The sequence below is a fragment of the Parasphingopyxis sp. genome (genome assembly GCF_028279465.1).
Taxonomy (GTDB): domain Bacteria; phylum Pseudomonadota; class Alphaproteobacteria; order Sphingomonadales; family Sphingomonadaceae; genus Parasphingopyxis.
Genome location: NZ_JANQNS010000015.1, coordinates 165,731 through 185,706, shown reverse-complemented (window position 1 = coordinate 185,706; position 19,976 = coordinate 165,731). Strand labels below are relative to the sequence as shown.

21 protein-coding genes and 1 tRNA gene are annotated in these 19,976 nt (G+C 60.4%); 12 read left to right on the top strand and 10 right to left on the bottom strand.

Annotated elements, in window-relative coordinates:
• Positions 1-30 precede the first annotated feature (30 nt).
• Positions 31-645 carry a 30S ribosomal protein S4 gene (gene rpsD, locus Q0974_RS10280; protein WP_299327240.1) on the top strand — a complete coding sequence of 205 codons (615 nt, stop codon included), beginning with the start codon at positions 31-33 and terminating at the stop codon, positions 643-645.
• A 74-nt stretch (positions 646-719) separates the two neighbouring features.
• On the opposite strand, the gene Q0974_RS10275 is transcribed toward rpsD, so the two are convergent.
• On the bottom strand, positions 720-1,679 hold the full coding sequence (locus Q0974_RS10275) for a hypothetical protein (RefSeq protein WP_299327238.1): 960 nt from the start codon (positions 1,677-1,679) through the stop codon (positions 720-722).
• Here Q0974_RS10275 and Q0974_RS10270 point away from each other — a divergent pair.
• The 7 genes from Q0974_RS10270 (at position 1,669) to Q0974_RS10240 (ending at position 7,692) form a co-directional block, all read left to right on the top strand.
• Complete coding sequence (locus Q0974_RS10270; protein ID WP_299327236.1) at positions 1,669-2,472, top strand: thioesterase family protein; 804 nt, start codon at positions 1,669-1,671, stop codon at positions 2,470-2,472. The two genes, Q0974_RS10275 and Q0974_RS10270, sit on opposite strands and share 11 nt — an antisense overlap.
• Positions 2,473-2,563: 91 nt before the next feature.
• The gene (locus tag Q0974_RS10265) at positions 2,564-2,773 is read left to right on the top strand and encodes a hypothetical protein (protein WP_299327234.1); all 210 of its coding nucleotides are present in this window, start codon (positions 2,564-2,566) and stop codon (positions 2,771-2,773) included.
• On the top strand, positions 2,761-3,645 hold the full coding sequence (locus tag Q0974_RS10260; protein WP_299327232.1) for a fatty acid desaturase: 885 nt from the start codon (positions 2,761-2,763) through the stop codon (positions 3,643-3,645). Before Q0974_RS10265 ends, Q0974_RS10260 begins: the two co-directional genes overlap by 13 nt.
• A 58-nt stretch (positions 3,646-3,703) precedes the next feature.
• Positions 3,704-4,381, top strand: a complete 678-nt coding sequence (locus tag Q0974_RS10255; RefSeq protein WP_299327230.1) for a TetR/AcrR family transcriptional regulator — start codon at positions 3,704-3,706, stop codon at positions 4,379-4,381.
• A gap of 9 nt (positions 4,382-4,390) precedes the next feature.
• Complete coding sequence (locus Q0974_RS10250; protein ID WP_299327228.1) at positions 4,391-4,600, top strand: hypothetical protein; 210 nt, start codon at positions 4,391-4,393, stop codon at positions 4,598-4,600.
• On the top strand, positions 4,588-5,475 hold the full coding sequence (locus Q0974_RS10245) for a fatty acid desaturase (protein WP_299327226.1): 888 nt from the start codon (positions 4,588-4,590) through the stop codon (positions 5,473-5,475). Before Q0974_RS10250 ends, Q0974_RS10245 begins: the two co-directional genes overlap by 13 nt.
• Before the next feature lie 108 nt (positions 5,476-5,583).
• Positions 5,584-7,692 (top strand): penicillin acylase family protein, encoded by a 2,109-nt coding sequence (locus tag Q0974_RS10240; protein ID WP_299327224.1) that lies wholly within the window; start codon positions 5,584-5,586, stop codon positions 7,690-7,692.
• Between the two features lies 1 nt (position 7,693).
• On the opposite strand, the gene Q0974_RS10235 is transcribed toward Q0974_RS10240, so the two are convergent.
• Positions 7,694-9,652: a prolyl oligopeptidase family serine peptidase gene (locus tag Q0974_RS10235; RefSeq protein WP_299327222.1), complete on the bottom strand. Its 1,959-nt coding sequence runs from the start codon at positions 9,650-9,652 to the stop codon at positions 7,694-7,696.
• A 245-nt stretch (positions 9,653-9,897) separates the two neighbouring features.
• Here Q0974_RS10235 and Q0974_RS10230 point away from each other — a divergent pair, with 245 nt between their 5' ends.
• Positions 9,898-10,836, top strand: coding sequence for a hypothetical protein (locus Q0974_RS10230; protein ID WP_299327220.1), 939 nt, complete (start codon positions 9,898-9,900; stop codon positions 10,834-10,836).
• A gap of 278 nt (positions 10,837-11,114) precedes the next feature.
• The gene (locus Q0974_RS10225; RefSeq protein ID WP_299327218.1) at positions 11,115-11,960 is read left to right on the top strand and encodes a methyltransferase; all 846 of its coding nucleotides are present in this window, start codon (positions 11,115-11,117) and stop codon (positions 11,958-11,960) included.
• Here the strand turns inward: Q0974_RS10225 and Q0974_RS10220 are convergent.
• Entirely contained in the window at positions 11,957-12,598 is a 642-nt protein-coding gene (locus Q0974_RS10220; RefSeq protein ID WP_299327216.1) for a uracil-DNA glycosylase, read from the bottom strand. The genes Q0974_RS10225 and Q0974_RS10220 overlap by 4 nt on opposite strands.
• Positions 12,599-12,621: 23 nt before the next feature.
• Between Q0974_RS10220 and folK the strand changes: the two genes are divergently transcribed.
• Both folK and Q0974_RS10210 read left to right on the top strand, forming a co-directional pair.
• Positions 12,622-13,125: a 2-amino-4-hydroxy-6-hydroxymethyldihydropteridine diphosphokinase gene (gene folK, locus Q0974_RS10215; protein WP_299327214.1), complete on the top strand. Its 504-nt coding sequence runs from the start codon at positions 12,622-12,624 to the stop codon at positions 13,123-13,125.
• A gap of 16 nt (positions 13,126-13,141) precedes the next feature.
• Positions 13,142-13,217: transfer RNA gene (locus Q0974_RS10210), tRNA-Lys, on the top strand.
• 532 nt (positions 13,218-13,749) lie between these two features.
• Here the strand turns inward: Q0974_RS10210 and Q0974_RS10205 are convergent.
• From Q0974_RS10205 to gcvH, 7 genes are all read right to left on the bottom strand, one after another.
• On the bottom strand, positions 13,750-14,253 hold the full coding sequence (locus tag Q0974_RS10205) for a hypothetical protein (protein ID WP_299327212.1): 504 nt from the start codon (positions 14,251-14,253) through the stop codon (positions 13,750-13,752).
• A gap of 278 nt (positions 14,254-14,531) precedes the next feature.
• The gene (locus tag Q0974_RS10200; protein WP_299327210.1) at positions 14,532-14,918 is read right to left on the bottom strand and encodes a PilZ domain-containing protein; all 387 of its coding nucleotides are present in this window, start codon (positions 14,916-14,918) and stop codon (positions 14,532-14,534) included.
• Positions 14,919-15,027: 109 nt separating this feature from the next.
• Positions 15,028-15,645 carry a DUF938 domain-containing protein gene (locus Q0974_RS10195; protein ID WP_299327208.1) on the bottom strand — a complete coding sequence of 206 codons (618 nt, stop codon included), beginning with the start codon at positions 15,643-15,645 and terminating at the stop codon, positions 15,028-15,030.
• On the bottom strand, positions 15,635-16,630 hold the full coding sequence (locus Q0974_RS10190; protein WP_299327206.1) for a bile acid:sodium symporter family protein: 996 nt from the start codon (positions 16,628-16,630) through the stop codon (positions 15,635-15,637). Before Q0974_RS10190 ends, Q0974_RS10195 begins: the two co-directional genes overlap by 11 nt.
• Positions 16,630-18,192 carry an aminomethyl-transferring glycine dehydrogenase subunit GcvPB gene (gene gcvPB, locus Q0974_RS10185; protein ID WP_299327204.1) on the bottom strand — a complete coding sequence of 521 codons (1,563 nt, stop codon included), beginning with the start codon at positions 18,190-18,192 and terminating at the stop codon, positions 16,630-16,632. Before gcvPB ends, Q0974_RS10190 begins: the two co-directional genes overlap by 1 nt.
• Positions 18,189-19,571 carry an aminomethyl-transferring glycine dehydrogenase subunit GcvPA gene (gcvPA, locus tag Q0974_RS10180; RefSeq protein WP_299327202.1) on the bottom strand — a complete coding sequence of 461 codons (1,383 nt, stop codon included), beginning with the start codon at positions 19,569-19,571 and terminating at the stop codon, positions 18,189-18,191. Before gcvPA ends, gcvPB begins: the two co-directional genes overlap by 4 nt.
• Positions 19,572-19,601: 30 nt before the next feature.
• Complete coding sequence (gene gcvH, locus Q0974_RS10175) at positions 19,602-19,973, bottom strand: glycine cleavage system protein GcvH (RefSeq protein ID WP_299327201.1); 372 nt, start codon at positions 19,971-19,973, stop codon at positions 19,602-19,604.
• Positions 19,974-19,976 lie beyond the last annotated feature (3 nt).

The following is a 19,976-nucleotide window of genomic DNA, read 5'->3' as shown; positions in this document are numbered from 1 at the left end:
CCCTGACATGAAGCAAATTGGAGACGACTGATGTCGAAGCGCAAGAGCGCCAAATATAAACTTGACCGCCGGATGGGTGAAAACATCTGGGGTCGCCCCAAAAGCCCGGTAAACCGCCGCGAATATGGCCCCGGCCAGCACGGCCAGCGCCGCAAGGGCAAGCTGTCCGACTTCGGTGTACAGCTGCGCGCTAAGCAGAAGCTCAAGGGCTATTATGGTGATATCACCGAGAAACAGTTCAAGCGCGCCTATACCACGGCGAGCCGGATGAAGGGCGATACGTCGCAGAACCTCATCGGTATTCTCGAGCAGCGGCTCGACATGATCGTCTATCGCGCCAAATTCGCGCCGACGATCTTCGCCGCGCGCCAGCTCGTCAATCACGGCCATGTCCGCGTCAATGGTGGCAAGTGCAACATCCCATCCCGTACGATCAAGCCGGGCGACGAAATCACCCTCCGCGCCAAGGCCCAGGAAATGGCGCTGGTACTCGAAGCCCAGAGCCTCAACGAGCGCGAGATTCCGGAATATGTCGTGCCCGACGGTACGTCCAAAGTCGTCTTCACCCGCGTACCGACGCTCGACGAAGTGCCCTATCCGGTGAAGATGGAACCCAACCTCGTCGTCGAATTCTATTCGCGTTAAAGGTTCGGGGAGGATCCCATTCCAAAAGGGCGGCTTGCGGGCCGCCCTTTTTCATTTAGGCCAAGTCGAAATCGTCAGCCATCGCAATGCAGACTTTCGGACAGTCGGAACGCCACGACCATATCTCCGCTAGGCACGACAAGCATATCTCTCGCAATATCGAAATCCGCCAAATAGGGCTCATGGCTTGCAATGGCGACCGTCCGGCCACCAGCCTCCAAACTGTATAGCGGCCGGTTTCCGATTACCGAAATCAGATAACGGCCGGGACATAGAGAGACGACCGATTCAAGATCGTATAAATGTTCGGGATCACCGATAGGTTCCGTGATGGTGCCGTCACTGCGATCAATCTTCACCAAATGGTATGCAGCAACAATGACATGATCCGCTGACACCGAGATACCGTTCGCGAACCGGAGAATCTCGTCGTCCCTTCGCCAAGCAAGGAGTTGGTCATCGGAAAGCCTGTAAATTGTGTTGCTCGCTGAGCCGGTTACAAAGACATTGCCATCCGGACCAACCGATATGTCGTTCAAAAGCGGATCAGTATCGGCGACGGGGTAGGATCGGCGGACAGACGCCGTTGGAATATCCACTTCGACAAGTCGATCGAAATCGACAACCCACAACGTCTCGCCTTGTACCGCAAGTCCGGTCGGCGCATTCAGCCCTGCGAGCCATTGCCGGTCTACCATTTCGCCATCCAGCGACAAGCGACTGATGAAACCGGCCCCGTTTCGTTCGTACCCGCTGACATTCGAGACAAATATCGCCTCCTGCACGAGATCGATAGCTGCGCTTTCGGGCGATTCGAAAGGTCCCATATTCTGCCAAAGGACCGTCATGGCGGCGTCCGCCGAAGGACGAATAGTCGCGGCAACGGCGCAAAAAAGGAAAATTGCGGAAAGCAGAATTCGACCCATCACAGTTTCATTAGCATTAACTCCCGGAAACTGCGATCGACCATTGATCAACGCATCGTTGAAGCCGCTATGCAACCGCCCAGGATTGGAGCAAAGAATGAAATACATCCTCGACACCGAGACGAAACTGCGCGCGCATGGCGACGGCGCTTATTCGCGGGCTATGACCGAGATATTCTGGAACATGGACAGCGCCTTTGGCGGATGGGCAATTGCGCTGGCGCTTGGTGCGGTGACACGCGAGGCTGGTGTCGCGGGTACGCTCGCCAACATCAATGCCGTCTTCGTTTCAGCCATCCAGGGCGGTACCGTTTTCGTTCGTGTCGAGACCCTGCGATCTGGCAAACGCACCAGCTTTTATCGCTCAGAATTGCGGCAAGACACCCTCGATGGCCCCTTGGTATTCAGTGCGGATATTGTCCTGTCGGACCGTCAGGAAACCGATCTCGCCTATCAGCCCGTCATGCCGGAGGTGAAAGCGCCCGAAGACACAGAAAGACTGGCCTTTCCTCCCGGAATGGGCCCACGCTGGTTCGGACATTTCGATCAGCGCATCGTCATCGGCGCACCCTTTACCGTGCAGGACCGGCCGCGCAGCGCTGTGTGGATACGCGACGGAGACGGCCGTCCTCTGGATAGCAAAGGCCTGGCGGCCATCTCGGATGTGCCGATGCCGCGCGCCTTCTTCCTGGCCGATACCCCGCGTTTCAGCTCGACCGTATCGTACAGCTTCTTTCAGTTTGCGACCGAAGATGAACTCGCCGCGATCGGAAACGACCATATATTGGTGGAAAGCGACAGCAATCGCGTGCGCCGTGGCATGAGCGACCAGCATACGCGGATTTGGTCGCAGGATGGCGCGCTGCTCGCCCTGACGAGCCAGATCGCCTTTTTTCGCTAGCGCAGCAAAAATTAACCGTTGTTAGGCAGTTATTTAGCAATCTTCCCTACACATCCGCTCATACGAAAACGAACGGAATAGTGTAGACGCGATGCTGATTGCTGTTCTCAAGACTGGCTTTCAACTCGGCCCGCTGCTGTTCGGGCTGTTGTTCATTCCGCCTGTCACGGCACAGATTCTGACCGTGCTAGATTGGACGCCGCCGCTCGGGATGACACCCTTGCTCGCTGGATTTCTGCTCGGCGGCATTTGGGGCGTCTATGCCCAATGGCGGGGAAGCTGGCTGACATGGCGGCCCTGAGCGAACTCAAATCCATCGCCGCAGAGGGCAACAAACTGCTCGCCCAGCGCGAACAGAATATCGCGCGCGCCCATATGGGCGGCGTGCCCTGGTTCGCGGTTGCCTGGGGGCTGGGCAATTTCGCAATCTGGCTCTCGCTGTGGCCGCTCGTCATATTTAGTATCGTTCCGGTCTGGGCGGCATTCCCCATCGCGACGCTCAACGTCATTCTCTGCTACCTGCCCTCGCACGAGGCCCAGCATGACATTATCGGCCGCAAGGGTACGAAATGGCGTTGGCTCAACGAGCTTGTGGGCCATGTGTCGACCATTCCCCTAGTCCTGCCTTATCGCGCGGCCAAGCTCACGCATCTCGAGCATCACAAGCACACCAACGATCCCGAACGCGATCCCGACTACAGCATGCGCGCCAATGGCCCCTGGCATATGATCTGGGTCAGCCTCAAAAACCGCCAGCCGGGTTCCAATCGCGGTCTGCGCGGATATCGCGACGCCCTGATCAAGATCGGCCGCCCGGACGTTGTCGTTGACGGGTTGATCTATCAGTTCGTCTTTTACGGTATTCTCTGCGCGCTGGCCTGGGCCGGGTTCGGCATCGAGGCGCTGCTCCTTTGGTGGCTGCCCCGCCATATCGGCACAGCCTATATCCAGTTCTTCCTAAGCTGGGCTCCGCATCACCCGGCGGTCGAAACCGGACGCTACCGGAACACCCGTTATTGGCGGAGCGCGGTCGGCAATATCGCATCAATGGGCATGCAGTATCACATCGTCCATCACCTCCATCCCTCGATTCCTCTCACACGGACACCCGCCGCCTATCGCGAACTCCGCCCGATATTGGAGGCCCGTGGCTGCCGGCTCGAAGATCATTAGCGGCGCGCCAAATAATTTTAACGTTGATTAAATTATAACGCTGTGCAAATTAATGCGCATGGCCGAATCGACCACGCGATCTGTAAACAAGCAGCGACGCCGGGACGCCATTCTCGGAGAGGCGCAGCGTGTGATTGGGGAACAGGGCTTTGATGCGCTGAACCTGCGCGCCTTAGCCGAGGCCGCATCGGTTACCGTTCCTACCATCTACAATCTGATAGGCTCCAAAGATGCGGTGCTCGTCGCCCTTATCGAGCAGGCCGTAACCCGGATCGAAGACGCGCTGGAGAGTTTCGGCGACGTGCCAGCTCTCGAACAAGCCGAGGCCGTCGTGATCCAGTCGACCGCCATCTTCGAAGCCGATGAGAATTTCTTCCGCGCCGCCATGATTGCCGGCGAGCATATCGATTCCCGGGAGGATCATCTGGGCCGTTCGGGCTGGATTCACGCGCGATCGACCGAGATGGCGGCCCAGGCCTGCCGCGCGGGCCAGCGCGAAGGCTTGTTGCGGGGCGATATCGCCAGCGGCACGCTCGGTGAACAGATGTACGCGTTATACCGGACGGCCTTGTATGACTGGACTCATCGGATGATTTCGATCGAAGAGTTTCGGTGTATCGCCCTGCGCGGTTTTTACGTGTGTATGGCGGCAGATGCCACGGACGCGTTTCGCACGACACTTCTCGACCGGATAGCGGCGCTTGCCGAATCCCGCGTGGTGGTCAAGGCGGCTTAGGAGACGCGCATGCTGTTGCAGATACTCAAGACCGGCTTTCGCTTTGGCCCCCTGCTCTTCGGTTTGCTGTTTATACCGCCCGCGACCGCCCAGATTCTCGGCGCGCTGGACTGGGCGCCGCCATTGGGGCTGAGCCCGCTGGCCGCCGGATTCGCTTTGGGCGGGCTATGGGGGCTCTACGCGCAAATCAGAGGGAGCTGGGTCTCATGGACGCCGTAACGTCGCACGGCGGACGGTTCGCCGGCATGACGAAAAAAGAGCTGATCCGCGCAGAACAGGCGATCGCGCATAAATATATGGGCGGCGTCCCGTGGCTGATGGTCGCTTGGGGCCTTGGCAATTTTGCGATCTGGCTGGCACTCTGGCCGCTCGTGATGACCGGCACATTGCCGCTAGGGGTTGGCTTTCTGATCGCCTGCGCCAATGTGACCTTATGCTATCTGCCCTCGCACGAAGCCCAGCATGACATTATCGGCCGCAAGGGCACCAAATGGCGCTGGCTCAACGAGCTTATCGGCCATGTCTCGCTGATCCCGCTCGTCCTGCCCTATCGCGTCGCGCGGCTCACGCATTACGAGCATCACAAGCATACCAACGATCCCAACCGCGATCCGGATCATGGCACGAAGGCGAAAGGCCCCCTGGATTCCATCCGCCGAACCATCCTGAGCCAGCAACCCGGCTCGCAAAGCGGCCTCAACAATTATGGCGCCGTCTTGCAACAGATGGGGCGCGAGGACGTGATCCTCGACGGGGCGATCTATAAGCTCCTATTCTTCGGCACGCTCTGTGCTCTGGCGTGGAGCGGTTATGCGCTCGAAGCCATATTTCTCTGGTGGCTACCCCGCCAATTCGGCCTGATCTACATCATCTTCTTTCTTTCCTGGGCGCCGCATCATCCGGCGGAGGAGAAAGGGCGCTATCGCAACACCCGGTCTTGGCGCAGCAAGCTGGGCAATATCGGTTCGCTGGGTATGCAGTTTCACCTGATCCATCATCTCTATCCTACGATCCCGCTGACCCGTCACCCAGCCGTCTATGCCGAGATGAAACCGATACTCGAAGCCCGGGGCTGCCGGCTGGGCGATCTCTGACCCGCTTTCCGCGCTTGATCTGACGCCCGCGTGCGCCAATGGTGTGGCAGGCGGGAAATCGGACGGGCAATCATGATAAGAAAACTGGCGAGGATCCTCGGGGTCATAGTGGCGATTCTCGTCTTGCTGGCGGGCATCAACGCGGCGCTCAACAGCCAATGGTATGCCCGTCAGCAACAGATCGCCGCGCCCGAAGCCGAATATGATGTCGTAATACGGCGCGATAGCTGGGGCGTTCCGCACATAATGGGAGAGACGGATGCCGATGCCGCGTTCGGCCTCGCCTATGCCCATGCCGAAGACGATTTCGCGACACTGCAGGAGGTACTTGCGAGTTCGCACGGCCGGCTTGGCGAACTCACGGGGGCGGAAGGCGCAGCGCAGGATTATGCTTTCCACCTGTTCGATGCACGCAGCGATGTCGAAGAGGGCTATGAAAGAGAGCTCTCGACCGATACCCGCGCGCTGATCGAGGCCTATGCCGATGGCATCAACCTCTATGCGTCCGAGCATCCCGAAGAGTTGCGTCTGCGCGGACTGTTTCCGGTAACCGGCCAGGATGTGGCGACCGGTTTCGCCTTCACCTCCCCCTTCTTCTACGGGATCGACCGGACGCTGAGTGCGCTTGCGGCGAGCGAAGACCCGCCGCGCAATGGCGAACCGCCTGATGAGCGCGGGTCCAACGCCTTCGCCGTCGCGCCGAGCCGCGATCCGGATGGCGAGACCAAGCTCATCGTCAACTCGCATCAGCCCTGGACCGGTCCCGTCGCCTGGTACGAAGCGCATGTGACGAGCGCCGAGGGGCTCGACATGATGGGCGGCCTGTTTCCGGGCGCGCCAGTCCCCCTGCTCGGTCATAATCAGCGGATCGGCTGGGCGAATACGGTCAACCGCCCCGATCTCGTCGATGTCTACGAATTGACGCTGAACGAAGATGGCGACGCTTATCGTTTCGACGGCGAATGGCGGGAGCTGGAAAGCCGCCGCATCTGGCTGCATGTCCGCATGGGGCCATTCGTGCTGCCCATTCCCGAAACCGTCTATCGATCGATTCACGGTCCGGTGATGGTCAACGACAATGGCGCCTTCGCGATCCGCTATGCCGGGATTGGAGAGATCCGGCAGGTCGAACAATATTATCGCCTCACGCGTGCGCAGAATTTCGATGAATGGCTCGAGGTTATGCGGATGCAGGCGATACCGGCCACCAACTTCATCTACGCCGATGCCGATGGCCGGATCGCGCGGCTCTACAATGCCCGCTTCCCGGCGCGTGCCGAAGGCTTCGATTGGCGCGGCATCTTACCAGGCGACACGAGCGACACCTTGTGGACTGACGATGCGTCGTTCGAAGCTATGCCCTTTCTGGTCGATCCGGCGTCCGGCTATCTTTTCGACACGAACAGCACACCCTGCATCGCGACCGCCGAAGCCGATAATCTCGATTGCGCCAGCTTCTCGCCACTGCTCGGCGTCGAAAGTAACGAAACGAACCGCATGTACCGCGCGGCCGAGCTGCTCGCGGCAATCGAGGGCATGATCGGCTGGCCCGAGCTCCGCCGGATCAAATATGATGCCGGCTATTCCCGGCAATCGGCAGCCGGCTCATATTTCCGGCAGATAGCGAGCCTGAATTTCGAACCGGGCGATCTGTCGGATGCGCAGCAATTGCTCGCGAGCTGGGACTGGACGCTCGACGGCGAAGGTTCTGCCGACGCACTTGCCGCGCTCGTCCTGCGCCACATCATGATGGCCGCCTATCGCGGCGATGCGCTCCCCGACCCGCGCGAGACTTTCGAAGGTGCTGTCCGCTTTCTGATAGAGACGCATGGCCGGCTCGACGTGCCGCTCGGCGATGTTCTGCGACTGCGGCGTGGCGAGACGGATTTGCCGATAACCGGCGGTCCCGACGCGCTCCGGGCGATCTACTGGGGCGACCCGGAAGATGGCGCCCATGCGGCATGGGCCGGCGACAGCTATATCATGGAGATCGGCTGGGATGCCGGAGGCCGCGTCTATTCGCGCAGCGTGCACCAGTTCGGCACGGCGACTACCCGCCCGGATTCACCGCACTATGCCGACCAGGCCCCGATGTTCGCCGCCATGGAAATGAAGGATACATGGTTCGCCGCCGCCGATCTCGCCCCAAATGTCGCTTGCGAGTACCGGCCCGGCGAAGCGGGACGCACTCCGGACGGCGAGCCTTGCGAATACTGACCTAAAGCCCCAGCGCCTCGCGGAGGAAGCTGTCACTGCGCTCGAGCATGCGGGTCCGCGCGTCGGAATCGCGAAGCCCATGATCGAGCCCTTCGAAGACGATCAGTTCGCTCACGCGGCCAGCATCGTTCAGCCGGTCATGCATGCGGCGCCCCTGGCCGATATCGACATTGATGTCTTGATCGCCGTGAAACAGCAGTACGGGCGCGGTTATGCGATCGGCATGCCGCGCGGGCGAACCTGCCGTCAGATGCGGGCCCGATCCGATATATTCCGCGACATTGCGGCCGTTGCTGAACGCCATTGCGTCCTGGCGAAGCGCGGGCAAATCGGTTACCGGGGCGACGGCAACAATCGCCCTGAGCAATCCGGGTTCCAAAACGCCGGACTGCAACACCGCATAGCCCCCATAGGACCAACCGACTCCGGCAATCTGATCGGCATTGGCTATGCCCTCAGAAATCAACCAGCGGGCCCCATCGTTCACATCGCCGATCGCAGTTTCCCAACTGCGGAAACCATTTTCCACAAGCCATTGATCGCCATAGCCATAGGAGCCGCGAAAGTTTGGTTGCAAAACCGCATAACCCTGATGCGCGAAGAATTGCGGCAGCCAGTCGAACCCGAGCGTAGTCCGGGATTCAGGCCCGCCATGCGGCATTACGATTGCGGGCAGATTCCTGCCATCGCTGCCGGGTGGAAGCGTCAGATAGGCCGGGATCATCGTTCCATCCGTGGCCGGATATCGAACGGGTAGCACCTCCGCGAGCGCCACATTTTCTAGCTCCGGGCGCGCGAGCAATATCTCGTTCAAGGATTGGGCTGTCTTGTCGAACACATAATAGCGCCCAGGGCTTGTGGCTGCGCCGGCACGCACAAGTAAACGGTTCTCATCGTCGCTCGCATCCAGAAACGTCACTTGGGGATTGCCGGGCAAGGCGCTCACAAGCGCACGATGCAACGCGCGGTACTCAGGATCGAAATATTCGACGACATTCTCGTCTTCCGAATAGCCGACTCCGATCACGCGGCGTTCGCGGCCGATCCGGACTAATCGACTGACATCGACTTCCGGATGGGCATAGACAAGCTCCCGATCCAGCGTTTCGTTCAGCGTCACGCGAAACACAGCATCGCGGCCGTTGTGCCGTTCGAAACCGTATACCGCGTTGAGATCGCGATCGATTGCTACAGGCAGGAAGCCGGTATTTTCGAGTCCGTTGTAAGTGCCGAAATTGCGCCACGCATTGCTGTCCGGCAAACGGTAATAATAGTTGCGGTTCGCTCCGGCCATGCCCGTAGCGCCCCGCACGGATATCGTTGCGCGCATGCGGACCGTTCCATGTCCGTCGCTTAGAAATCGCACATTCTGCCAGATCGGGCGCTCGATACGATTGAAATCGCCATCCACGGTATCGATGCGAACGACGCCCAGTCCCTCGTCATCGTCAACGACCCGGGTCGCACCACGATACTGCTCGGGCACATAGACGCGGGTCATCATCACGACGCCCTCTTCGTCGGGCAGCCAGTCGATGATCGAGCCGTCAAATTGCCGGTTGTTGCGATACATATTGTCGCGTTGCCCAAGTGTCCGCGCGTCCGAACCATCATCGTCAACCGCAAACAGCCGGGTAACCGGATAGATTTGATGGGGATCCTGCACCATCGCGTAAATCTGGCACACAACCCGGTCTTCACTGACGAACCGGCACCAGTCGAGCTCCATCGGGTCGCCGTCTGTCAACGTCACGATTTGGGAGCGGCTTGCCCCAACATCTGCAACATAGGCCCGAGTTTCCTCACCGGGCCCCGGCCCCAGATAGACGACCCGGTTGCCGCTCGGCGACAAGGCGATCGAGCGGACCGCCTCGCGGCTGCCAAATGCCTCGGCCGGATTGTCGAGTTGTTGTGCCGATACCGGCGTCGCGACGACCAGCGCCGCCGCGAACGCGCTCATCCTTATGTCCATGATAGCCCCTAACTGCTTCATGTCCCGAATAAACCGCGCGCTATACCGCTGCAATCGTTCGAACAAAAGCTGCTGTGGCAGATTTCTTCGTACAACGAGTGAGGTCGTCTATACTGGCATCACGCGCTTTTCGATTGCGGAACTGATCCGGCTGCGGGTAGTTAACACCGCTAAAGGGTGCGGCAAGCGCCGTACCACATTATCGAGAACGACGATCTTAACAGGAGAGTAGAATGACCCGCACTATTGCTTTGATGATTGCCGTCGGCGCGGCTGTCGCCACGCCTGCCCTGGCTTTTCAGGCACAGGGCGAAGAACAGCCGCGCGAACGATCGGTGCTCGATCGCGTACTCGACCGCGTTCTGGGTCCGGCAGAGCAGCCACAGGCTGAATCGGCAGCGACGGAAACGGCCCCGGCGCAGAGCGGTCTTTATACGGTGCTCGCAGCGGATTTCCGTGCCGACGACCGCGCGCGCGACCGGTATCGCCATCCGGCCGAAACGCTCAATTTCTTCCAGGTGCAGCCCAATATGACTGTAGCGGAATATGCGCCGGGCGGTGGCTGGTATACGCGCGTGCTCGCGCCCTATGTCGCGCCGCAAGGCCGTTATTTGGCCGTGACCGCGGATAGTGCGCGCCGTGAACTGACGGACGAACAGCGCGCCCGCGTCGAAAGCTGGCCACAGCGTTTCCCAGCCAGTGTCGAAGAATGGACGGGCGTCTCCGCCGCGTCGGTCACAGCTTTCGAAAGCGACCAGGTGCCTGAGGGACTGGCCGGCACCATCGACCGCGTGCTGATCTTCCGCTCGATCCATGGCCTGCGCAACGGCACGATCGCCGATAGCGAGATCCGCAATATCCGCGCCATGCTCGCCGATGACGGCATGGTTGGTGTCGTGCAGCATCGCGCGCCAGCCAGCGAAACCTGGGAACGCTCGCGCGGCACCCGCGGCTATCTGAAGCAGCAGGACGTCATCGACCTGTTCCGCCTGAATGGCTTCGAACTGGTTTCGACGTCCGAAGTCAACGCCAACCCGAACGATGCCGCCAATCATGATCCGGGCGTATGGGCGCTCCCGCCTGTTCTGACGCATGGTGATCAGGATCGCGACCGCTATATGGCGATCGGTGAGAGCGATCGGATGACGCTGCTGTTTCGCAAGGCGCGCTAAAGGGCCTTATTGTCAGAACATTGCTGTTGCAGTGTTCTGACAATGAAATCCCGGCACCCGGTGCCGAAGCGATATCGCAACCACAGCCTGGCCGCAGTCTGCGCCGAAATCGCTGGCCGCCTGCGATGTATCGCACGCAGCCATCGATCAACGGCAGGTTTTTCGACAAACGACTCTGCCGATCTCCAGTCCGCACGCTATCTTCCGACACACAATAGAAGGCTGGGCCGCATTTCTTTTGCGCACCCGGCAATCGCGGGTTTCAGAGGAGATGCACAATGAAGACTCATTTTTTTACCTTGCTCGCTATCGGCATGGTGCCGCTTGCCGCTGGCACCGTTCCGGCACAGGCACAATCCGGTAATGCGTCCGCGGCGTTGGAAACCGTTCTCGCTTCGGACATTCGCGCCGACGACCGGGCGCGGGATCAGTATCGCCATCCCGCCGAGACACTGGAATTCTTCCAGACCGGGCCGGGCGATACTGTTATCGAGTATGCGCCTGGCGGCGGATGGTACACCCGCGTGCTGGCGCCCTATCTCGTAGACGATGGCCAGTTTGTCGGTGTCGTCTTCAATCCCGACAGCATCGAGGTTTTCGACGACGACACCCGCACACGCGTCCGCGAGGGTGTGGCCAGTTGGAGCGCGCGCATGGCCGAGGCCATGGGCATCGACGCCGCCGCGCTGCCCATCCACTTCACCGACGAAATCCCTGCCGCGCTAAATGGCCAGGTCGATCGCGTCCTGATCGTGCGCATGCTGCACAATATGATGCGCTGGGGCATCGCCGATGCCGAGATTGCGATGTTGGGCAACGCGCTCGTCCCTGATGGCATGATCGGCGTGGTGCAACACCGTGCGCCCGCCGACTGGGCCGATGAGCATGCCGATGGCAGCAATGGCTATGTCCGCGAAGCCGACATCATCGCGTTGATGGAGCGCAACGGTTTCGAACTGGTCGATTCGAGTGAGATCAACGCCAATCCGAACGACCCGGCGGATACCGACACCGGCGTATGGCGTCTGCCGCCCACCTTCGCGCGCGGCGACGAAAATCGCGAGGAATATGCCGCTATCGGCGAAAGCGACCGGATGACTTTGCTCTTCCGCAAGGCGCGTTAGGATCGCAACGCCACTGCTCGCGCGAACACCGCTTCGAACATCGTATCGGTTAACCGACCGGTGTTCTGGTTGTAGCGCGAGCAGTGATAGCTATCGATCAGAAGATGTCCGCCCGGCAGCGCGTGCTCCGCGCCATGGCCGAATTTGTATCGCCCCGGCACCTCGCCATGCGCGCGCAAGACGGACGCGTGCGCCACGGTGCCGAGCGCAATGATCGTGCAAAGCCGCGGAAGGCACTCGAGCGCCGCGACGAGAAACTGGCGGCACATATTGATCTCGGCCGCAGTCGGTTTGTTCTGCGGCGGAACGCATTGCACGGCGTTGAGGATCATCGCGCCATCCAGTGTAACCCCGTCCTGAGCATGCCCACCATAATCGCCGCGCATCATCCCGACCTTGGCCAATGTCTTGTAAAGCAATCCGCCGGCATGATCGCCGGTAAAGGGCCGCCCGGTGCGGTTCGCGCCGGTAAGGCCGGGCGCAAGGCCCACAATTGCAAGCCAGGCATCGGGATCGCCGAACCCCGGCACGGGCGCATTGAACCAGTCCGGATGCGCGACGCGCTGCTTGACGCGAAAACCGGCCAGCCGCGGACAAAGCTGGCAATCGGGCGATGGCGCGGCGCTGGCGTCAGTCATCGCGCTGCGATAGGCGGGCGGACGTGTCAAAAACAAGCTATCTGATCGGCCTTGGATCGAACCGCTATCGCGGCGGACCGCCGCGTCGCACAATTACGCGAGCTATAACGGGCTTACAGTCCCATGGCATCGAGATCGAACGATGCTCGGCAATCCGCGCGACGCCACCGCTCGGACCCGGCAGCCGTAACTATGCCAATGCTGCCGCGCGCATTCATACGGATCATGATCCGCCCGCTATGCTCGCGCTATGCAAGGTGATCGAGCGGGAACTCGGCCGCCGCGCCGGGCAGCGCTGGGGCGACAGGGTCATCGATATCGACATATTGCTCTGGTCCAGCGGATGCTGGGCGGATGATGCGCTGACTATTCCGCACCCCCTACTATCGATACGCCATTTCGTGCTGGCGCCCTTGGTCGAAATCGCACCGGATTGGCGTCATCCGGTGAGCGGCCGCACGATCCGCCAGCTCTATCGCCGGCTGCAGCGCAACACACCGGTTGACCGCAAGCCCAACCGTCCCTAGGTCGCACGCGGTGGTCGGGCCCTTAGCTCAGTTGGTAGAGCAACTGACTTTTAATCAGTAGGTCGCTGGTTCGAACCCAGCAGGGCTCACCACCGTAATAATATCAATGATTTATGAGCAAATTTCCTGATTTGTATCACACAAATGTAGCACAATTGGCGATTCAGCCTAGAGCTTCGACCTGATGGGCATTGCGGCGTCGAAACTAGCCGGCCCGTCACGCAGTCAATCGGTACCTCGAATGTCCGCTTTGCGCCTCATTTAAAGACATAACCTCGTCAACAAGCAGCTTCGCAAGGAGCAAGGGCTCTTTCCACGAGTGCGTTAAACTGACTGTCGTCCGAGTTAGACGAAAAATCTCGCAGATCCTGAATGAGAGAGGGGTCTGCCAGTAGCTCAGCCGCTTCAAATATCTGCAAGGCCACATTCTCTTCACGCAGCTCGCGCTGAACAAGTGGCAGCGCGGTCGGTTTGTGGCGCTCAGCGAGCCCACAGATAGCTTCAGCCTAACATAAGCGTTTTGATCATACGTCGCAGTGAGCAGTGCCTCTCGAACTTCAGAGGTGTCCAAATCTGTCTGGGCTAGCAGTGTCAAGCTCGGTAATCGCGAAGTCCGATCGCGGACTAGCTCGCGGTCGTCCGATTCCGTCGCGCCCAGACAGCTTTACCGGCGATCCAGACCAATGATGTGATGGCGATAACTCCGGCAATGAGGAAAAACAGACTCTTGGCTGGTGTCAGCACTTCCTTGGCGAATATCATCGCGTCATTGCCGCTGAGGGCGACCAGCTGCACGGTGTTCTCGGCAAAATCCGCTATGATGACCAGCAGGGCCGGAATTGCCAAGGCCACGCCAACGCGACCAGGGAACTGAAGCGCTAGGCCAGCAAAAAACGCCCCATATGCGATCGGGAACGCATAATCGAGCAGCAGGGTCATCCAAAAATGACTGTCTTTCTGATCTTGGGTCATTGTCGAAAGCAACGCAGTCGTATCTTCAATCGAAGAAACCCGGTCAAGGATTTGCCCTCCGACAGAAGGTATCCATGCCTGAAATGCAATGACTAGAGCCACTGTCACCAAAAAACTGAGAACTATGACAATTGGAAATCTTAGGAAGTTCAACATCGGATCATTCCTTGGCGGGCGAGAGACGCACATCCACTTTGTCGCCAGTATCGGGTTTTGAAAACCCCGGGCTGCAGTTTCTCATTCTTTAGTGACTGGCCAGACTTGCGTTGTTTTCACAGCGCGCAAACTAGCCTGCTTCCAGAATGTCCGCTTTCGGCCCAGACGCAGACCTTGCGTCGGCCAACTTAAGCTCAAAACGGTGGACGCGCATCGAAGCCTTTGAGGTTCCAGCCCAGCAGGGCTTACCACCTTCCCTATATCTTTCTCGAATTGCATCAGCGCCGATGGGTGAAGCCGGGGCGTTTATAGTCTTGTACGGGCTGATAGCGCGATGCGACGGAAAATGGCGGTGGCGCCTGGACAATGTCGCCGCTCGGCATGTGCAGCTGATCGAGGTCGATCGGTTCGGCAAATTCCATGCCGAAGGATTTGCCGCTGGTCCACACGACGCGACCCTTCACCGAGCCGATGCCTTTCAGCGTAATCGAAACCGTAAGGCCCGGCGCAAGCTTCATATTGGTCACGCCGCCAAGACCCTTTTCGGAGAGATTGCGAATGCGCGCGTCGCCGGCGCCGCCCGCCTCGTCCCGAAGCGCGGTCTTGGTGAGCAAAGCCGTACGCTTCGCCCGCTTGCGTTTGCCCCCCTGAGATGCGCTTCGCATAACCACTCCTAACGGCGGAAATAATAGCGATTTCAGGAGTTTCGAGGGCTAGCAGAAGAAGGTAAAGAAACCGGAAAGCTTTGCCGGAATCCGCTCTTTTCCGCGCTTTTCAACGCTTGTGCAGAATCAGGGACAGATTATTGGCAGGCATGTCGACGCTCTCTTGGAGCACGAAATCCCGCTCGGCCGCTGCGCGCTCGATATCGGCAATGCTACGCAGGCCCCAGTGCGGATTGCGCGCCTTCAGACTGCGATCGAAATCCAGATTGCTGGGCGCGGTTTCGCGCTCCGGAATGAGAAACGGCCCGTAAAGATAGAGCAGCGATCCCGAGCGAAGCAGCCGCGCGGCACCCTTCAACAACCCCTCGGTCGCCGCCCATGGACTGATATGAATCATATTGATGCACAAAATGGCATCGGCCGATGCAACCGGCCATCGATCACTCGCTGCATCCAGATCCAGCACCGGCTCGATATTGGGCAGATGCGCATCCGCCGACCAGGCGGTGATAGATGCCTGGCTTGCCGCATCGGGATCGCTGGGCTGCCATTGGAGTTCGGGGAAGCGGTCCGCAAAATATACGATATGCTCACCCGAACCGCTGGCGACTTCCAGCACCCGGCCCGCATCCGGTAATATCCGCTGCAAGACCGTAGCTATCGCTTCGCGATTGCGCAGCGTGGCCGGCGCATGGCGCTTTACGCTCGAAATCTCGTTACCCTCCATGGACGCTCTCTGACCGTGTGTCGGCTGACCGGCGGCGCCAGATCGCCGCGAGCAAGCTGCCAATGACGACATGATAGACAGCCGAGATCGCGCTCGGCACCGGTGCGAGCGCGGCCTGCATCGGCGTTGCGAACTGCGCCGCGAAACCGGGCGTGGAGGCGAGGCTCGATCCCAGCCCGCTATTCTGCATGCCAACCTCGATGCTGATGGTGCGGCGCTCGCTCACGCCGAAACCGAGCATGCGTGTGATCAGATAGCCCAGCCCGAAACCGAAGATATGCAGCAGCAGGACTGCGAGCAGCAAAGTTCCGAAATGCGTTTCGATCAACGGCTTGGAAGCGGCGATAATCCCACCGACGATCAGCACCACGACCAAGACTGACGCCAATGGTGATACCGTTGCAATCCTTGCCGTCGCACGCGGGAAAAAGCGGTTGAGCAGCACGCCGGCAACAACGGGGATCAGCACGATCGACACCATGTTCACGAACAGGTTCCAGCGATCGATCTCGACATATTTGCCTGCAAGCCAGCCCGTCAGCAGCGGCGTCGCGATCACTGCGACCAGCGTCGACGCCATCGTCATCGTGACCGACAGGGCGAGATTGGCGCGTGCCAGATAGGCGACGACATTGGACGCCGTGCCGCCCGGGCAGCAGGCGACGAGGATAAGTCCGACCGCGAGGCCCGTTTCCAGCGCAAAACCGGTAGCAATAGCGATCCCGGCGAGTGGCATCACGGTGAATTGCAGTGCGACCCCGGCCGCTACGCATTTCGGGATCTGCGCGACCCGTTTGAAGTCGTCAAACGACAGGGTCAGCCCCATGCCAAGCATGATCACGCCGAGCAGAACGCTGATCAGCGGCTGTCCGAATGGCTGGAACCGCCCATCCACGACCCAGAGGAAATGTTCGGGAATGAACCACGCCCAGGCCGTGCCAAGTATCGTCCACAGCGCGAACAGCCCGGTAAGCCGCTGAACCACTATTCGGCGGCTTCGGCCTGCTCCGGCTCCTGCCAAACGAGGATCGGCTTGCGCGCCGCCGCGGTCTCGTCCAGCCGACGGCGCGGCGCATGAACTGGCGCACCGTGCATCGTCTCGTCTCCGGCCTTGGCCCGTTCGACGACCGAACGCAGCGCGCCGATGAACTGATCGAGCGCGTCTTTTGATTCAGTCTCGGTCGGTTCGACGAGCATCGCGCCATGGACAACGAGCGGGAAATACATGGTCATCGGATGATAGCCCTCGTCGATCAGCGCCTTGGCGAGATCGAGAGTCGTGAAGCCTTCCGCAAAGCCTTTGTCCGAGAACAGCGCCTCATGCATGCACGGCCCGCTCGCCCCAAAGGGCGCGTCGAGCACATCTTCGAGGCTGCGCAGCAGGTAATTGGCGTTGAGCACGGCATCTTCGGCCACCTGTTTCAGGCCGTCCGCGCCATGGCTCATCATATAGGCGAGGGCTCGGGTGAACATGCCCATCTGCCCATGGAAGGCGACCATGCGGCCGAAGCTCGATGCGTGGTGATCCTCGGCCGTTTCTTCCTCGATCAGGACGTAGTGATCGCCCTGCTTTTCGACGAAAGGCAACGGCGCGTAGGGCGCAAGCGCTTCGGAGAAAACGACGGGACCTGAACCCGGTCCGCCGCCGCCATGCGGCGTCGAGAAAGTCTTGTGGAGATTGATGTGCATGGCATCGATGCCGAGATCGCCGGGGCGAACGCGCCCAACGATCGCGTTGAAATTCGCGCCGTCGCAATAGACGAGGCCGCCCGCCGCATGCACGGCGTCCGAAATGCGCTTCATATCCGGTTCGAACAGACCGCAGGTATTCGGGTTGGTGATCATCACACCCGCAACGTCCGAGCCAAGCCGCTCTTCGAGCGCCGCCAGATCGACGCGGCCCTCGGGCGTCGCCGGGATATCTTCGACCCGGTAACCGGCAAAGGCAGCGGTCGCCGGATTGGTGCCGTGTGCGCTTTCAGGCACAAGAATCACCTCGCGCGCATCGCCGCGCGCCTCGAGCGCCGAACGGATCGCGAGAATCCCGCACAGCTCCCCATGCGCGCCCGCCTTGGGGCTCATCGCCACGGCCGGCATGCCCGTCAGCTTGCATAGCCATTCGCCGAGATCGTGAATCACTTCCAGCGCCCCCTGCACTGAATCAACGGGCTGAAGCGGATGAATGTCCGCAAAGCCTTTCATCCGGGCGACGCGTTCGTTTAGCCGCGGATTGTGCTTCATCGTGCACGAGCCGAGCGGGAACAGGCCGAGATCGATGGCGTAGTTCATCCGCGAGAGGCGGGTATAATGCCGCACGGTTTCGGGTTCGGACAGGCCGACCAGCCCGATCGGCTGATTGCGTTCGAGACCGCCAAGCCGGCTCTCCGTTTCCGGGACGTCCTCGAAATCGACGCCGGTTTCCTCAGCCGCACCGATCTCGAAGATCAGCGGCTCCTCAAGCATCAATGCGCGATTGCCGGTGAAGGTCTTAACGGTACCCTCGGCCATGTCCGGCTGGGTCGGGCGGCCCTGATTGTTCATGCTCATGCCGGCACCTCCTCGCGCGTGGACGCCAGAGCGGCCTCGAGTGCCTCCGCCAGCGTCTCGATGTCTTCGTCGTTCGTCGTCTCGGTGACGGCGACGACCAGGCCGTGCGCGAGCGCCTCCTCGTCCGGATACATCCGGTTCAAGGACACGCCCGCCAAGATTCGCTGATCGGCCAGCGTGCGGACGATCCGTCGTGCCCGCTCCGGGAGCGTGACGGTGAACTCGTTGAAGAAAGCGTCGTTGACAACCTCCACGCCCGGAATCTCGGCGAGGCGATTGGCCGCGCGCACCGCTTTCGCATGATTGATCGCCGCCAGCTTTCGCAGACCCGCCTCACCGAGCAATGTCATATGGATTGAGAAAGCCAGCGCGCAAAGCCCTGAATTCGTGCAGATATTGGACGTCGCCTTTTCGCGCCGGATATGCTGCTCGCGAGTCGAAAGCGTCAGCACATAGCCGCGCTTGCCTTCCGCATCGACAGTCTCGCCGCAGAGGCGGCCCGGCATCTGCCGCACATATTTCTGGTTGCAGCCGAACAGGCCAACATAGGGCCCGCCAAAGTTGAGGCCGACGCCAATCGACTGACCCTCGCCGACAACGATATCCGCGCCCATCTCACCGGGCGGCGTCAAGGCGCCAAGCGCAACGGGCTCGGTGACGACCGCGATCAGCAGCGCCTTGTGCGCATGCGCCTTGTCCGCAAGCGCACTCATATCGGCGATCCGGCCGAGAATATCCGGATATTGCACGACGACGCAGCTCGTGTCGTCGTCGATCTGGTCGAGCAAGCTGTCCGTATCGCCCTGCGCCACAAGTTCCGGGGCGGAATGCACGATCTGGTCCCGCGTGAAACGGGCCATGGTCTTGGCGACGGAGACGTAATGCGGGTGCAGCCCGGACGAGAGAATCGCCCTGCCCCGCTTCGTGATCCGCCGCGCCATGACGATCGCCTCCCAACAGGCGGTCGATCCGTCATACATGGAGGCGTTGGCGACATCGGTTCCGAACAGGCGCGCGACCTGCGTCTGGAATTCGAACAGCATCTGCAGCGTGCCCTGCGCGATTTCCGGCTGGTAGGGCGTATAAGCCGTAAGGAATTCGCCGCGCTGGATCAGGTGATCGACGCTCGCCGCGACATGATGGCGATACGCGCCGCAGCCCAGGAAGAAAGGCATGTCCGCCGCCGCGCTGTTTTTGCGCGCCATCTTCCGGAACGCCGCGTCGACCGCCATTTCCGATGCGTGGTTGGGCAGATCGCGGATCGGCCCGTCGAGACGCGCCTCTTCCGGCACATCCGCGAACAGCGCGTCGATATCCGGCGCGCCGATCTTCGCCAGCATCGCCTGACGGTCGGACGGTTCAAGGGGTAAGTAGCGCATCTCTATTCTCCGTCGCGCGCATGCGCGTTGCTAAAGGCTATCGACGAACGCCTTGTATGCCTTGGCGTCCATGAGCCCCTCGAGCTCGTCCGCATCCGACAAGGTCATCCGGAAGAACCAGCCCTCTTCTTCGGGTGAACTGTTCACCAACGCGGGCTCGTCGACGAGCGCATCATTGCCTTCCGTCACCTCGCCGGACACCGGCGCATAGACATCGCTGGCCGCTTTGACCGATTCGACGACGGCCGCTTCACCGCCCTTTTCGAGCATCGCGCCGCTCTCGGGCACTTCGACGAATACGATATCGCCGAGCTGTTCCTGCGCATAATCGGTGATGCCGATCGTCGCGTGGTCGCCATCGACATCGATCCATTCATGTTCTTCGGTAAAATATCGGGCCATCGC

What these genes read in the sequence shown, in the direction of transcription:
- Q0974_RS10255 (WP_299327230.1), top strand. Translation starts at nt 3,704, where the DNA reads ATGGCCGAATCGACCACGCGATCTGTAAACAAGCAGCGACGCCGGGAC.
- Q0974_RS10220 (WP_299327216.1), bottom strand. Translation starts at nt 12,598, where the DNA reads ATGACTGACGCCAGCGCCGCGCCATCGCCCGATTGCCAGCTTTGTCCG.
- Q0974_RS10225 (WP_299327218.1), top strand. Translation starts at nt 11,115, where the DNA reads ATGAAGACTCATTTTTTTACCTTGCTCGCTATCGGCATGGTGCCGCTT.
- Q0974_RS10275 (WP_299327238.1), bottom strand. Translation starts at nt 1,679, where the DNA reads ATGTATTTCATTCTTTGCTCCAATCCTGGGCGGTTGCATAGCGGCTTC.
- Q0974_RS10205 (WP_299327212.1), bottom strand. Translation starts at nt 14,253, where the DNA reads ATGTTGAACTTCCTAAGATTTCCAATTGTCATAGTTCTCAGTTTTTTG.
- gcvPB (WP_299327204.1), bottom strand. Translation starts at nt 18,192, where the DNA reads ATGAGCATGAACAATCAGGGCCGCCCGACCCAGCCGGACATGGCCGAG.
- Q0974_RS10195 (WP_299327208.1), bottom strand. Translation starts at nt 15,645, where the DNA reads ATGGAGGGTAACGAGATTTCGAGCGTAAAGCGCCATGCGCCGGCCACG.
- Q0974_RS10200 (WP_299327210.1), bottom strand. Translation starts at nt 14,918, where the DNA reads ATGCGAAGCGCATCTCAGGGGGGCAAACGCAAGCGGGCGAAGCGTACG.
- Q0974_RS10245 (WP_299327226.1), top strand. Translation starts at nt 4,588, where the DNA reads ATGGACGCCGTAACGTCGCACGGCGGACGGTTCGCCGGCATGACGAAA.
- Q0974_RS10270 (WP_299327236.1), top strand. Translation starts at nt 1,669, where the DNA reads ATGAAATACATCCTCGACACCGAGACGAAACTGCGCGCGCATGGCGAC.
- Q0974_RS10230 (WP_299327220.1), top strand. Translation starts at nt 9,898, where the DNA reads ATGACCCGCACTATTGCTTTGATGATTGCCGTCGGCGCGGCTGTCGCC.
- Q0974_RS10250 (WP_299327228.1), top strand. Translation starts at nt 4,391, where the DNA reads ATGCTGTTGCAGATACTCAAGACCGGCTTTCGCTTTGGCCCCCTGCTC.
- Q0974_RS10235 (WP_299327222.1), bottom strand. Translation starts at nt 9,652, where the DNA reads ATGAGCGCGTTCGCGGCGGCGCTGGTCGTCGCGACGCCGGTATCGGCA.
- rpsD (WP_299327240.1), top strand. Translation starts at nt 31, where the DNA reads ATGTCGAAGCGCAAGAGCGCCAAATATAAACTTGACCGCCGGATGGGT.
- Q0974_RS10260 (WP_299327232.1), top strand. Translation starts at nt 2,761, where the DNA reads ATGGCGGCCCTGAGCGAACTCAAATCCATCGCCGCAGAGGGCAACAAA.
- gcvH (WP_299327201.1), bottom strand. Translation starts at nt 19,973, where the DNA reads ATGGCCCGATATTTTACCGAAGAACATGAATGGATCGATGTCGATGGC.
- gcvPA (WP_299327202.1), bottom strand. Translation starts at nt 19,571, where the DNA reads ATGCGCTACTTACCCCTTGAACCGTCCGACCGTCAGGCGATGCTGGCG.
- Q0974_RS10265 (WP_299327234.1), top strand. Translation starts at nt 2,564, where the DNA reads ATGCTGATTGCTGTTCTCAAGACTGGCTTTCAACTCGGCCCGCTGCTG.